Genomic DNA, 13741 nt, shown 5'->3' with positions numbered 1-13741 from the left:
GTTCACACCGTATGGTGCGGTCCCCGCTTCAGGGCAAAACCGGTGATGCTGCCCACCACCCCGAACAACAGGACATAGAGCGCCGGGGCCAGGGGGCTTGCCTGCAACATCATAGTAACGGCAATGGGCGTCAGGCCGCCGAACACCGCATAGGCCAGATTGTAGGAGGTGGACAGGCCGCTGAACCGGATGGAACCGGGGAAGACATGCACCATGGCATGCGGCACCGCCCCGATCACGCCCACGCACAGGCCCACCATGGCGGATGCGGGGAACAGCCAGGACGGGTCGGCCCGCAGCAGGGCGAACATCAGCAGGGCCGACAGACCCAGAAGCGGGCTGAACCACGCGAAGAAGCGGGCCGCTCCGATCTTGTCCACGATCAGGCCCGCACTGATACAGCCCGCCGACAGGAACAGCGTCGCCACCGAATTGGCCCGCAGCGATTCCGCCGCCCCGAACCCGTAGAATTTCTGCAGGATGGACGGCATCATCAGGATCAGCACGATGATCCCCGCCGATAGCAGGCCCGTCAGCGCCATGGAAATGGCTACACCGCGCCCATGGTCGCGCGCCACCACCCGCAGCGGCAATTCCTGCGACAGTTGCTTGCGTTCCTGCATGGCGCGGAAGACCGGCGTTTCCGCCAGCCAGCGGCGCAGATAGACGGAGATCAGGCCGAACACACCACCCAGCAGGAACGGCCCACGCCAGACATCGTCCAGCACCTGTTCCGGCGTGAACAGCGTGTTCACGCCCGTCGCCGCCAGCGATCCCAGCAGGATGCCCAGGGTCAGGCCGCAGGTGACGGTGCCGCAGGCAAGGCCGATGCGGTGGGCCGGCACATGTTCGGCCACGAACACCCAGGCGCCCGGCACCTCACCCCCGATGGCCGCCCCCTGGAATACGCGCAGCAGCAGCAGTAGCACCGGTGCCGCCAGCCCGATATCGGCATAGGTGGGCAATAGGCCCATGCCCAGGGTCGATACCGCCATCATCAGGATGGAGAAGGTGAACATGCGCTTGCGGCCCATCCGGTCGCCGAAATGCGCCATGATGATGCCGCCCAGGGGCCGGGCCAGATACCCCGCCGCGAACACGCCGAAGGTCTGCAGCTGCTTCATCCAGTCGGGCAGTTCGGGCGGAAAGAACAGCTGCCCGATGACCGTCGCGAAATAGACGAAGATGATGAAATCATAGAATTCCAGCGCCCCACCCAGGGAAGCCAGGGCCAGGGTGCGGACATCCTGGCGGGACATTGCGTGGGGTGACTGCATTCCGGTCGCATCCTCCGACAACCCCGCCGCACCGGTGATCGGCCGGCAAGGGCTTGTTTTCATATGCTATCCGGCGATGCCGCCGCCTCTGTCAAGTCCGCGATCAGGCGGCGATATACTGCATGCCCAATTGCAGGCTGCGCGCAATGCGCCCGGCGGTGGCGCGCACCGCCGCTGCATCCTCTGCCGTCAATGTTTCTTCCGCCGTTTCCTGCCACAGCGACAGCCAACGGTCGAACCGATCCTGGGTCATGGCGGCGCGGTGGCGCAGGTGGGCTGCCATCGGATTGCCCTTGTATTGCCCGCTGCCCAGCATCACCGACGACCAGAATTCGGTCAGCAGCACCTCATGATGGTCCCAGTCGGTGATGGCATTGTTGAACCAGGGGCCCAGTTCCGGGTCGCTGCGTACCTTGGCATAGAAGGCGCGCACCAGTTGGGCCAAAGCGTGATCGTCCATGATCGGTCCTCGTTCCGGGTAACGGCAAGGAAGATGGCCGGCTGGCATTAAAGATGCAAATCAAATATAGCTTATGGACTCTATGTCGCGGGGGCGGGCTTGCCAGCGTTCGCCCCCGGCGCTGAACAGGCCACCATTGCTGACTTCTCGTCCCGTCGCTGCTATGATGCCGCCCTCAACGCCACAGCCATGCCCATACCGGTTCGGTGACCCCTTGGGGGCACGGACAGGGGGCCGGGTGTCGTGAAACACCACCTTGTTTTCTGTTTCATTTGGTTGCATGAGGCCGCGTTGAGGTCGGAGCAGGTGCGCCGTTCTCTCCGAATGACGTGGTTCGCCTGGGTGGGTTACGCCCCGCAGCTTTCCCGAACGATCAGTTCGGTGGGCAGCTGTTCGGGTCGATGGTCGGTCAGCGGGTCCAGGATCTGCGAGACCAGTTTGCGTCCAGCCTCCGCCGTGTCCTGGCGCACCGTGGTCAGCGCCGGGGTGGACAGGCGAGCCAGCAGCATATCGTCATAGCCGACGACGGAGACATCGCGCGGCACCGACAGTCCGGCCCGGCGCAGGGCGCGCATGGCGCCCAGCGCGATCAGGTCCGATGCGGCGACGACACCGTCGAACTTCACGCCGCTGCGCAGCAGGCGACCGATGGCCGCCTCCGCCGATTCCAGTTCGAACTCCGCGGCGATGTTCAGCTTAGGATCGGCGGTCAGGTTGCTTTCAGCCAGCGCATCCCAATAGCCGCGCCGGCGCTGCATCGCCTCCGGGTCGTTGCCGCCGATGAACAGGATGCGCTGCCGCCCCAGGCGGGCCAGATGCAAGGTGGCGCGGCGACCGCCTTGCAGATTGTCCGACCCGATGGTGCAGTAATCCTGCCCCGGCAGTTGCGCACCCCAGACGGCGAAACGGGCGGGCGTGGCGGCCAGCCGGTTGAACGCCTCATGCAGCGTGCCCTGACCCAGGAAGATCACGCCGCTGGCCCGGCTGGTGGTGACGGTGGCGACAAGGTCGTCATAGCCGGCGGGTGCCACATGGCTGACGGTGAAGTCGCAGTCGCGGGCCCGCGCCGCTTCTCCGATATTGGCCAGCAGCTCCAGGAAGAACGGGTGCGACAGGGGCAGGGCGCGGCCATGGACGAAGGGGGTGACGATGACGATCGACCCCTCCGCGCCGATGGGGCTGGCCGGCATGTAGTGGCGGAACGGGTAATCATGTTCGCGCGCCAGCGCCCAGATGCGCTGCTTGGTGCGCGTGCTGATGGTGGGGTGGTCGTTCAGCGCACGCGAGACGGTGGCCACCGACACGCCTGCCAGCTTCGCCAGATCCTCAAGCGTGGTTTTGGAGTTGCTGGACACGGCCATCGCGTTAGAAGCTGGCGGGAAGAAGGTGCCGCAGCATAGCGCACGGGAGGGGGGATTTTGCAAGCAAGTGAAAATTCGGTGGCGGCGACGCCATCCGATACCCGTCCCGCGCCCGACGCCCGCTTCCCGCTTTCCAACCGCCAGATATGGAACATGTGCGCCGGCCTGTTCGGCGTGCAGATCGTCTGGGGCCTGCACAACGTCAATACCAGCCGCATCTTTCAGGCGCTGGGCGTCGATATTGCCGACCTGCCCATCCTGTGGATCGCGGCGCCCATCGCCGGGCTGCTGGTGCAGCCCATCGTGGGCTACCTGTCGGACCGCACGCGGTCGCCGCTGGGCCGGCGGCGGCCCTATCTGATCGCGGGCGGGCTTTTGTCGGCACTGGCCTTGTGCATCATGCCCAATGCCGGGACCCTGTGGGCCTGTTCGGCAACCCTGTGGCTGCTGACCGCTGCCATCAATATCGCCATGGAGCCGTTCCGTGCCCTGGTGGCCGACCGCTTGCCCGATGATCAGCGCACCAAGGGTTTCGCGGTGCAGGTGTTCTTCATCGGCGCGGGTGCCGTCTTCGCCTCCATCCTCCCCTGGCTGATGGCGCATGGGCTGGGCGTCAATCTGGCGGGCGACGGGCAGGCCCTGCCGCCCTCGGTACGGGCCGCCTTCTATGTCGGGGCTGGGTGTCTGCTGCTGGCGGTGCTGTGGACCGTGGTGACAACGGCAGAGCCGGAGGGGCCGCCGGACGTGGCGGCAGGCCCGGCACCGGAGCGGGCGGCGGGAGACGGCGGTGGCCTGGGGCTTCTGCGCAGTGGGGCGCTGTGGGCGCTGGGTGGGGCCGGGTTGACCGGTTTCGCGCTGGGCACGGGGCAGGAACGGGAAATCCACCTGATCGCCATCATCGCCATCGGTTTCGGTCTGGCACAGGTGGCCGCCGCCATCCTGCGCGGGCGGGGGGTGGCGTCGCTGGGCATGCTGGAGATCGTGGAGGATATCCTGCATATGCCGCGCCTGCTGAAACGGCTGGCCATCGTGCAGTTCTTCACATGGTTCGGGCTGTTCGCCATGTGGATCTATACGGTCCCCGCCGTCGCGGCCCGGCATTTCGGCAGCACCGACGCCATGTCGACCGCCTATAACCAGGGGGCCGACTGGGTCGGCGTGCTGTTCGCCGGGTATAATGGCGTGGCGGCCCTGGCGGCCCTGGTGCTGCCGGCATTGGCGGCGCGGGTGGGGCGGCGGGCCTGTCACGCGGTCTGCCTTCTGCTGGGCGCGCTGGGCCTGGCTGGATTCGCGCTGGTGGATGATCCGGTCTGGCTGTGGCTGCCGTCGGTCGCCATCGGCTGTGCCTGGGCGGCGATCCTGTCCATCCCTTACGCCCTGCTGGCGGGTGCCGTGCCGGCGCGAAAGGCTGGGGTCTATATGGGCATCCACAATATCTTCCTGGTCCTGCCGCAACTGGTGGCCGCCACGATCCTGGGGCCGCTGGTGGGTGCCCTGTTCGGCGGTCACGCCATCCATGCCCTGACCCTGGCAGCCGCCTCCCTGGCCATCGCCGCCCTATGCATGGTCTTCGTCCCCAGGGAATAAGCGATGGTTCGGGGTGCAAGCCCCCGCCTCCGGTTCGACCTGACCTTAAGGGCTTTGTTGCACCTGCTTACGCAAAATTTGCATTAAAACCCTGGAGATTTGGAGATTTATGGTGCGGGTTTGCGGTTGAAAATTGAATGATCTGCAGGGGTTGAGTTCAATAAAATACAATAATATCAATTAATTAATAATAATCTCTTGTCCCTTGAAAATTTGCGCTTGCGCCTTACGCAAGTTTGCGCAAAATTACGCAAACAACATGGATGCTGCCCGGAAGGATCGCAGGTCGGCGCGCTGTATGCGCCGGGGCGAAGGGTGGCGGAAAAATCCGAAAAGGGGAGGGAACAGGAAGTGAAGGATGTGAAGACCAACCACAGCCATGCGCTGTGGCTGCGCGGCGGCGTGTCGCTGCTGGCGCTGGCCCTGGTCGGCGCGCATGGCGCCCAGGCCCAGACCGCCACCGAACCAAAGGCCGAAGCGGCCCCCGTTCTGGAGGAAATCGTCGTTGTCGGTGTGCGCGCGGCCCTGGAAAGCGCGCTCGACATCAAGCGCAACGCCGGCACCGTGGTGGACAGCATCACGGCCACCGATATCGGCGCCTTCCCGGACAAGTCCGTGTCGGAAGCGCTTCAGCGTGTGCCGGGCATCACCGTGTCCCGCCTGCAATCATCCGATGACAGCACGCACCCGTCGGGGGAGGGCACGTCCGTCCTGATCCGCGGCCTGACCCAGGTCCGCACCGAATTCAACGGTCGTGACAGTTTCTCTGCCGACAGCTATCGCGGCCTGAACTTCAACGACGTCTCGCCCGAACTGATGGCCGGCGTCGACAGCTACAAGAACCAGACGGCGGACATGATCGAAGGCGGCATCGCCGGTACGGTCAATCTGCGCACGCGCCTGCCGTTCGATGCTGACGGGCTGGCCATTGCCGGCAATATCAAGGGCTCCTATGGTGACCGGTCCAAGAAGTGGACGGGTGAATATTCCGGCATGATCAGCAATGTCTGGGAGACGAATGCCGGCAAGTTCGGCCTGCTGGCCAATCTGGCGCGGTCCCATGTCGTGACGCGGACCGAAAGCGTCATCATGGACAAGATCGACACCTATTGCTCCGCCGGCGCGGTCGATGCCTCGGGCAAGGCCATCATCGGGTCCGATGGCACTGTCGGCTGTACCCGCAATCCGTTTGGCGGCACCGGCTGGGCCTATATGCCCGACGGTATCCGTTATTCGCTGGTCGACTATGACCGCACGCGGCGCGGCACCTCGCTGGCCGGGCAGTATGAGAATGACGATGGCAGCTTCCAGGCCACCGTGCAGTACACCCATTCCAAGTACCATAATGCCTGGCTGGAAAATGCCAGTCACGTCATCCTGGACGGCAATGCCTATGGCTCGTCGGCCTTCCGGGTGCGTGACACCAGCGTCATCGGCCCGGCCACGGGTTCGCCGGCCCTGAAATTCGGTGCCGATGGCATGCTGGAAAGCGGGCTGCTGACCCAGGGTCATGGCAGCTGGCGCGGGTCGTGGGACAGTTTGCAGGACGCGATCAACACCGGCTCGGCGGTACCCGGCAAGCCGTTCGTGAACTATTGCGGCAACGGCGCCTGCAGCACCACCACCCTGCAGGATGGCCTCTATTTCCAGAACGAGGCGCGGAATTTCGACCATCGCGAAGGCACCAAGGACCTGTCCTTCAATGTGAAGTGGGACGTCAGCGACCGTCTGCACACCAGCTTCGATGTGCAACGCATCACGGCGTCCACCACCAACGACGATATCCTGGTCGCCACCGGCTCCATGGCCGACATGCAGTATTCGGTCGGCAAGAACGGCGTGCCGAATGTCGTGATGAAGCCCGGTTCCAACGTGAATTATGCGCCGGGCGGCCTGTCCAACCCGCATAATTACTGGATCCCCTTCATCCAGGCGCATCTGGAGGATAATGACGCCAAGGAAACGGCCTTCCGGGGCGACGCCACCTATGATCTGGATGCCGGTGATGGCTGGCTGAACTCGCTGAAGGTCGGCGTGCGCCATGCCGACCGCAAGCAGACGGTGCGCTATTCCACCTTCAACTGGACGCCTGTCGCCGCCAGCTGGAACTGCAACGGTCCCGGCTTCAACGCCGACAGCACGGGCGGCGCCTATCCCGCCGGTTGCGGCAATGGCCAGCCTTTCAAGGGCTATGGCGCCGGCATCTGGGACACGGTCAATCTGGGTGATGATTTCTTCAACGGCGATGTCTATCCCAATGGCGATCTGGTTTATCTCAGCCGTGACGTGCTGAAGGATCGTGACCGCTTGGTGAAGTCGCTGTCGGGTCCCAACACCAACAATCCCGTTTCGCCGGGTTGGGTGCCGATCTGCGACCGTCCGGGCCTGCCCTCGGGCAGCTGCTTCCTGCCGTCCGAAGTGATGCATGTGCAGGAGAAGAGCAACGCCGGCTATGCCATGCTGCGCTTTGGCGGCGGCGACATGACGATCTTCAACGGTATTACGGTCGATGGCAATATCGGCGCCCGTATCGTGGAAACCAAGATCAACAGCCAGGGTTCCGTGGGCTTCCCCACCGACACCGCACTACGTGCCCTGCAGGGCACGCCCTGTGGATCGACCCTGCCGCCCGGCGCGGTCGTGAACCCGGCCTGTTCCTTGACGCCGGCCATCCTGGCCTTTGCCAACGGGTCGGGTACGGCGAACGACTTCAAGACCGACTACACCAACGTCCTGCCCAGCTTCAATGTCCGCTTCGGTCTGGATGACGACCAGTATATCCGCTTCGCGGCATCCCGTGCCATGGCACGACCGGATTTCGGCCTGCTGCGCAACTTCGTCTCCATCCAGTCGCCGGTGATCGATACGACTGCCAGCTCACCCTATCTGGTGAAGAACGCGTCAGGGCAGGTGACCGGGTATAATTTCGTCTTCCGGGCGGAATCCGGCTATGCTGGGCTGAAGCCGCTGAAGGCCGACCAGTTCGACCTGGGGTATGAATATTATCTCGGCAAGAGCGGCCTGTTCTCGGTCGGCGGCTTCTACAAGAAGCTGCGCAACTCAATCTCCTACGGCGAATTCGTGCGTGAATTCACCAATGGCAACTCCACCCAGACCGTGATCATGCGCGGTCCGCGTAATCAGAAGGGTGGGGGAGAGCTGTACGGCTTCGAAACCTCCTACCAGATCTTCTTCGACTTCCTGCCCGATTTCTGGAACGGGCTGGGCATGCAGGTGAACTACACCTATGTGGAACAGTCAGGCATCAGCAATTCCAATCTGGTGACGCAGGGTGCGCTGGACGCCGGCGGTACGGGCGGCTTTGGTGCCGGTCTGGACGTGTCGGGCGGGCGCGGTGCGGTGATCGACAGCCACAAGCTGGCCGGGATTTCCAAGCACACCTACAATATTGTCGGCCTGTATGAGCAGGGGCCAATTGGTCTGCGCCTTGCCTATAATTGGCGGTCGCGGTTCCTGACCAACAATCTGGATTGCTGCATCGGCTTGCCGGTGTTCCAGAAGGCGGCGGGCTTCCTGGACGGTTCCATCCGGTACTCCATCTCCGAGAATCTGGAAGTAGCTCTGGAAGGTACCAACTTGCTGGATACCAAGACGATCTATCAGCAGCAGATCTTTGGTGACAGTGCCGTCACGCCGGGGGCCAAGCCTGTCTACAAGGATGCCAACTGGGGCAAGGCCGACCGCCGCGTCCAGGTTGGTGCCCGTGTGAAGTTCTGATCCTCCCCAGGGGCGCCGCCGCACACTCCCTCCGCGGCGCCCCCTTTTTTATTGCAGCCGGTTGATGAGATACGTCATCCGACCGGGCACGGAGCGTCATCGGATGCGGGTACAAGCGGCAAAGCGCCTGCGGGTGGTGATCGTCGGCGGCGGCACGGCGGGCTGGATGGTGGCATCCGGTCTGGCCAGGCTGTTGCCCACCGATGCCTATGACCTGACCCTGATCGAAAGTGACGAAATCGGGACCGTCGGGGTGGGGGAGGCGACGCTGCCCCATATCAAGCTGTTCAATGACCGGCTGGGCATTGACGAGGCCGAGTTCATGCGCGCCACCGGCGCCACCATCAAGCTGGGGATCGAGTTTGTCGGCTGGAACCAGCCTACCGACCGCTACATTCACCCGTTCGGGGTGTTCGGCGAACCCTGGGCCGGGGTGGATTTTCAGCACCATTGGGCTCGCGCCCGCCTGTCCGGCATCGAAGCCGGGTCCTTGCAGGACTATTCCTTCGCCGTGGCCCTCTGTCGGACCGGTCTGTTCGACCATCCCGCAACGGTCGATACGAATTCGATACGATCAACATTCTCCTACGCCTATCATTTCGATGCCGGATTGTACGCGGAATTCCTTCGTACTTGGGCTACTGCGCGCGGCGTGATGCGGGTGGAGGGGCGGATCACCGACGTCGCGCGGGATGGGGAGAGCGGGCATGTCACCCGCCTGACCCTGGCGTCGGGCGCTGGGATTGGGGGTGATTTCTTTGTCGATTGCAGTGGGTTCCGCTCCCTGCTGGTCGGCGGGCCGATGCAGGTGCCCTGGTGCGACTGGTCGCGCTGGCTGCCCTGCGACCGGGCGCTGGCGGTGCCGTCGGCGTCCGTGCAACCGCTGACCCCCTACACCCGCGCTACCGCCCGCAAGGCAGGTTGGACCTGGCGCATCCCGCTGCAGCACCGGATCGGCAACGGCTATGTCTTCTCCAGCCGCTGGTGCGGGGAGGAGGAGGCGCGGGAGACGTTGCTGTCGGCGCTGGACGGGCCGGCGCTGGCTGAACCGCGCCTGCTGCGTTTCGCCGCCGGGCGGCGGGCGCGGGCCTGGGAAGGCAATTGCGTCGCGGCGGGCCTTTCCAGCGGCTTCCTGGAACCGCTGGAAAGCACGTCGATCTTCCTGATCCAGGCTGCGATGTTCGATCTGGTCGGGCTGATGCCCCGGCCCGGCGGCGGCATTGATCCGCGTCTGGCGGCCGAGTTCAACCGCCTGTTCGAAATCCATTACGACCGGGTGCGCGACTTCCTGGTCCTGCATTACATGGCCAACAGCCGCCACGGAGAGCCGCTGTGGGACCATGTGCGCAGCATGGAGATGCCGGACAGCCTGCTGCACAAGCTGGACCTGTTCCGCGAAGGGGCGGCGGCGCCCGATTACAAGCTGGGCCTGTTCTCGCGTGACAGCTGGCTGTCGGTATTCGAAGGGCAGGGGGTGATGCCAGGGGCCTATGCCCGACTGGCCGACCATTTGCCGCTGCCGGAGCTGGAAAGGCGGCTGTCGGATTTGCGCGGGCGCATCCGTGACGGGCTGTCAGGCATGCCGACGCATGCCGATTTCATCGCCCGCCATTGCACGGCGCCTGATCATGTAGCGCCTGACCATGCCGGATCGCGGGGGAATGCCGCATGAACCAGCCGATCAACCATCTGGTCATCGCCGGGCGTGATGCGCCCCTGTGGCTGACGGCGGCGACGCTGGTCCGCGCCCTGTCGCCATCCGGCCTGCGGGTGAGTGTTGTCGAACTACCGGCCAAGGCGGGGCCGGGCGACCTGCATGCCAGCCTGCCGGCGCTGGAGGCCCTGCATCATCAACTGCGCCTGGATGAGAAGGGGCTGCTGGCGCGGGTGGGGGGTGCCTATACGCTGGGCTGGAACTTCGCCGATGCGCTGGGTTCCGTTCCGCCCTTTCTGCATCCGTTCGGTGCGCTGGGCTCCCCCATCGGGGGGCAAGATTTCTTCGCCCATTGGCTGCGCGCCCGCCGCCATGGCCTGTCGGTGCCGCTGGAGGATTTCAGCCTGACCGCGGCGGCGGCCCGGCAGGGGCGGCTGTTCATCCCCGACGCGCAGAGCGAGGAATATGGCCGCAGCGATTACGGTTATCACCTGCCGGCATTACCCTATGCGGCGGTCCTGAAGGAACTGGCTCTTCGCGCCGGTGTCACGGTGATACCGGCGCGCGGCCTGTCGGTGGCGCGCGATGGCGGCGTGATCACCGGGTTGATGCTGGAGGATGGGCAGCGCGTCGAGGGTGATTTCTATCTGGATGTCACGGGCGGCGACGCGCAGCTGATCGCCGGGCCGGGAAATGGCCTGGAGCCCTGGGACTTCCCCGCCGACCGCGTGCTGACGGCGCGGGGGCCGCGCATGAAGGCGCTGCCGCCCTATGCGGAGGTGCGGGGCTTCAACCAGGGCTGGATCGCGCTGCGTCCCGCACAGTCTGGCACCTATCTGACGGCGGTTTGGCGGTCGGGGCCCGGGGAGGCGGATGTGCTGCGCCGCCTGCCGCCGCTCTGTGGTTTCGCGCCCGAGGATGCGGTGGGACGGGCCAATGCGCCGGGTTTGCGCGCCCGCGCCTGGGATGGCAACTGCTTGGCGCTGGGTCAGGCCGCGGTACGTCTGGACCCATTGCATGACCTGGACCTGCTGGCCCTGCAGCAAGGGCTTGTGCATCTGCTGGCGCATTTCCCCCGGCATGGCGGCTTCCGGGCCGCACAAGCCGAATATAACCGGCTGACGCGGGCGCATTTCACGCATCTGCGCGATTTTCAGGCGATGCATTACCATCTGGCCCGCCATGTCGGTCCCTTCTGGGATGCGGCGCGCGATCTGCCTTTGTCCACCGACCTGTTCCACCGCCTGTCGCTGTTCAGGGCGCGGGGCGAGCTGGCGCCGTGGGACGAGGATGATCTGGTCCCCGACAGTTGGCGCGCCTTCCTGGCCGGGCATGGGCTGGTGCCCGATACCTATCCACCCGCCCTGGATTTGATCCCGGCGGAGGAATTGAAGGCGCGGCTGCGCGCCATGCTGGGCTTCGTGAAGACCCAGGTCTTGCGGCAGCCGACCCATGACGCCTATCTGCTCCATGGTCAGTGACGTGCGTTTCGACTGGTTTCATTCCTGCAAAGAGGCCCCCCTGATGAATTTCCGTTCCCTGACGCTGCTTTCCTCGCTTGTCGCCCTGGGGGCCGCCAATCCGGCGCTGGCCGCTGACCGTGAATGCGCGCAGTCGCCGGGCAAGCTGATCGAGCTGTGCGTCTTTGTGAAGGATGGGCAGGCCTTTTATGAGGTCAGCCGCAAGGGTGCGCCGGTTCTGGCGCCGGGCGCCTTGGGCCTGGGCTTCAAGGGGGAGGCGCCGGTTCGCTACAGCGCCATCAAGGCGGTGAAGCGGGCGGCATCGGACACGAATTGGGAACAGCCCTGGGGCGAGCAACGGGTGGTGCGCGATAACCATACCGAAATGACGGTGACGCTGGGCGGGGATACGGCCCTGAACGCCAATGTCGGCGTCACCTTCCGGCTGTTCGATGACGGTATCGGCTTCCGGTATGATTACAGCGCCATTCCAGCGGGTCAGGCCGTGGAGGTGGTGGGCGAGCGCACGCAGTTCCGGCCCGTGGGTAATCAGACAGCCTGGTGGTATCAGGCGCAGGGCGAGGAGCGGGACGAGTATCTTTACACCAAGACCGACGCGCGCCGCATCACCACCGCCGAAACGCCGCTGACCCTGAAGGGGGATAACGGCCTTCACCTGTCGATCCATGAGGCGGCGTTGGTGGATTTCCCCTCCATGCTGCTGTCCGGTGACGGGGCGAGGACCTTGACGGCCCGGCTGATGCCCTGGCCCGACGGGGTTCTGGCCCGCAAGACGGGACCGTTCACCACGCCCTGGCGCACCGTCCTGATCGGTGACAGTGCGGCGGCCCTGGCCGACAGCCGCATCACCTTGAACCTGAACGAGCCTAACAAGCTGGGCGACGTGTCCTGGTTCAAGCCGGGCAAGTATGTCGGCATCTGGTGGGAGATGCATCTGAACAAATCCACCTGGGGCAGCGGGCCGATCCATGGGGCCAACAACGCCAATGTGAAGCGCTATATGGATTTTGCGGCCAAGTACGGGTTCACCGGCGTTCTGGTCGAGGGGTGGAACAAGGGCTGGGACGGCGACTGGATCGCCAATGGCGATCAGTTCAGCTTCACCGAAAGCTATCCCGATTTCGACCTGCCGGCGCTGGCCGCCTATGGCAAGGCGAAGGGGGCGGGCCTGATTGGGCATCATGAAACGGCAGGCGCCGTGGTCAATTATGAGCGTCAGTTGGAAGGCGCCATGGCGCTGTACCAGAAGGTGGGCGTGGATCGCGTCAAGACCGGCTATGTCAAGCATAGCGGCACCATCCTGGACGAGGCGGGCGGCCAGCAATGGTTTGCCGGTCAATATATGGTGCGCCACCACCTGAAGGTCGTGGAGACGGCGGCCCGGCACAAGATCGCCGTGAACGCGCATGAGCCGGTGAAGGATACGGGCCTGCGCCGCACCTATCCCAACTGGGTCAGCCGTGAAGGCGCGCGGGGCCAGGAATTCAACGCCTGGGGCAAGCCCACCAACCCGCCCGAACATGTCACCATCCTGCCCTTCACCCGCATGCTGGCCGGGCCGATGGATTACACGCCCGGCATCTTCGACGTCATGCATGGCAAAGACAAGCTGGAGGCGCGGGTGCAGTCCACGCTGGCCACACAACTGGCGCTTTATGTCGTGCTGTACAGCCCGGTACAGATGGCCGCCGACCTGCCAGAGAATTACGAGGCCCGGCCCGACGCCTTCCAGTTCATCCGCGATGTCGCGGCGGACTGGGAAACGTCACGCACTTTGCAGGCGGAGATCGGTGATTATGTCGTGGTGGCGCGGCAACCGCGCGGGGGCAAGGATTGGTTCCTGGGCGGCGTCACCGACGAGAATGCCCGCAAGCTGACCCAGAAGCTGGACTTCCTGACGCCCGGCAAGCGCTATGAGGCGCAGATCTATGCCGATGGCGCGGGGGCCGATTACAAGACCAACCCGACCGCGTTGAAGGTGGAAAAGCGTGTGGTGACGTCGAAGGACAGCCTGGACCTGGAGATGGCACCAGGTGGCGGCATCGCCGTCCGGTTCAAGGCCCTTTGATCTAAAAGGGCAAAAGCCGTCGGCATCACTGCCGGCGGCTTTTTTTCGGGTCAGGCCTGATCAGAACCTTACATTTACGCCTGCTGTGACCGTCCGGCCGATTTTGGTTTCGAAG

At 64.6% G+C, this 13741-nt stretch carries 8 protein-coding genes; 5 read left to right on the top strand and 3 right to left on the bottom strand.

The window, feature by feature from the left end; translation table 11 throughout:
- Nucleotides 1-2 precede the first annotated feature (2 nt).
- From ACODSP_RS21475 to ACODSP_RS21465, 3 genes are all read right to left on the bottom strand, one after another.
- Entirely contained in the window at nt 3-1277 is a 1275-nt protein-coding gene (locus tag ACODSP_RS21475; protein ID WP_488967586.1) for an MFS transporter, read from the bottom strand.
- Nucleotides 1278-1380: 103 nt separating this feature from the next.
- Nucleotides 1381-1737, bottom strand: a complete 357-nt coding sequence (locus ACODSP_RS21470; RefSeq protein WP_488967585.1) for a group III truncated hemoglobin — start codon at nt 1735-1737, stop codon at nt 1381-1383.
- A gap of 347 nt (nt 1738-2084) precedes the next feature.
- Nucleotides 2085-3098 carry a substrate-binding domain-containing protein gene (locus ACODSP_RS21465; protein ID WP_488967584.1) on the bottom strand — a complete coding sequence of 338 codons (1014 nt, stop codon included), beginning with the start codon at nt 3096-3098 and terminating at the stop codon, nt 2085-2087.
- A 57-nt stretch (nt 3099-3155) separates the two neighbouring features.
- On the opposite strand from ACODSP_RS21465, the gene ACODSP_RS21460 reads away from it, so the two are divergent.
- From ACODSP_RS21460 to ACODSP_RS21440, 5 genes are all read left to right on the top strand, one after another.
- Nucleotides 3156-4685: an MFS transporter gene (locus ACODSP_RS21460; RefSeq protein WP_488967583.1), complete on the top strand. Its 1530-nt coding sequence runs from the start codon at nt 3156-3158 to the stop codon at nt 4683-4685.
- A 315-nt stretch (nt 4686-5000) separates the two neighbouring features.
- Nucleotides 5001-8423: a TonB-dependent receptor gene (locus ACODSP_RS21455; RefSeq protein WP_488967582.1), complete on the top strand. Its 3423-nt coding sequence runs from the start codon at nt 5001-5003 to the stop codon at nt 8421-8423.
- A gap of 103 nt (nt 8424-8526) precedes the next feature.
- On the top strand, nt 8527-10095 hold the full coding sequence (locus tag ACODSP_RS21450; protein ID WP_488967581.1) for a tryptophan 7-halogenase: 1569 nt from the start codon (nt 8527-8529) through the stop codon (nt 10093-10095).
- The gene (locus ACODSP_RS21445) at nt 10092-11558 is read left to right on the top strand and encodes a tryptophan 7-halogenase (RefSeq protein ID WP_488967580.1); all 1467 of its coding nucleotides are present in this window, start codon (nt 10092-10094) and stop codon (nt 11556-11558) included. Before ACODSP_RS21450 ends, ACODSP_RS21445 begins: the two co-directional genes overlap by 4 nt.
- Nucleotides 11530-13626, top strand: a complete 2097-nt coding sequence (locus ACODSP_RS21440) for a glycoside hydrolase family 97 protein (protein ID WP_488967579.1) — start codon at nt 11530-11532, stop codon at nt 13624-13626. Before ACODSP_RS21445 ends, ACODSP_RS21440 begins: the two co-directional genes overlap by 29 nt.
- The last annotated feature ends 115 nt before the right edge of the window (nt 13627-13741 follow it).

Source organism: Niveispirillum sp. FG156 (assembly GCF_057809555.1).
The sequence above is the reverse complement of the archived record's forward strand: the minus strand, read 5'-3'. Positions and strand labels throughout refer to the sequence as shown.

Excerpts from the sequence above, each read along its gene's own strand:
- ACODSP_RS21475 (WP_488967586.1), bottom strand. The coding sequence starts at position 1,277 with ATGCAGTCACCCCACGCAATGTCCCGCCAGGATGTCCGCACCCTGGCC.
- ACODSP_RS21470 (WP_488967585.1), bottom strand. The coding sequence starts at position 1,737 with ATGGACGATCACGCTTTGGCCCAACTGGTGCGCGCCTTCTATGCCAAG.
- ACODSP_RS21465 (WP_488967584.1), bottom strand. The coding sequence starts at position 3,098 with ATGGCCGTGTCCAGCAACTCCAAAACCACGCTTGAGGATCTGGCGAAG.
- ACODSP_RS21450 (WP_488967581.1), top strand. The coding sequence starts at position 8,527 with ATGCGGGTACAAGCGGCAAAGCGCCTGCGGGTGGTGATCGTCGGCGGC.
- ACODSP_RS21445 (WP_488967580.1), top strand. The coding sequence starts at position 10,092 with ATGAACCAGCCGATCAACCATCTGGTCATCGCCGGGCGTGATGCGCCC.
- ACODSP_RS21440 (WP_488967579.1), top strand. The coding sequence starts at position 11,530 with ATGACGCCTATCTGCTCCATGGTCAGTGACGTGCGTTTCGACTGGTTT.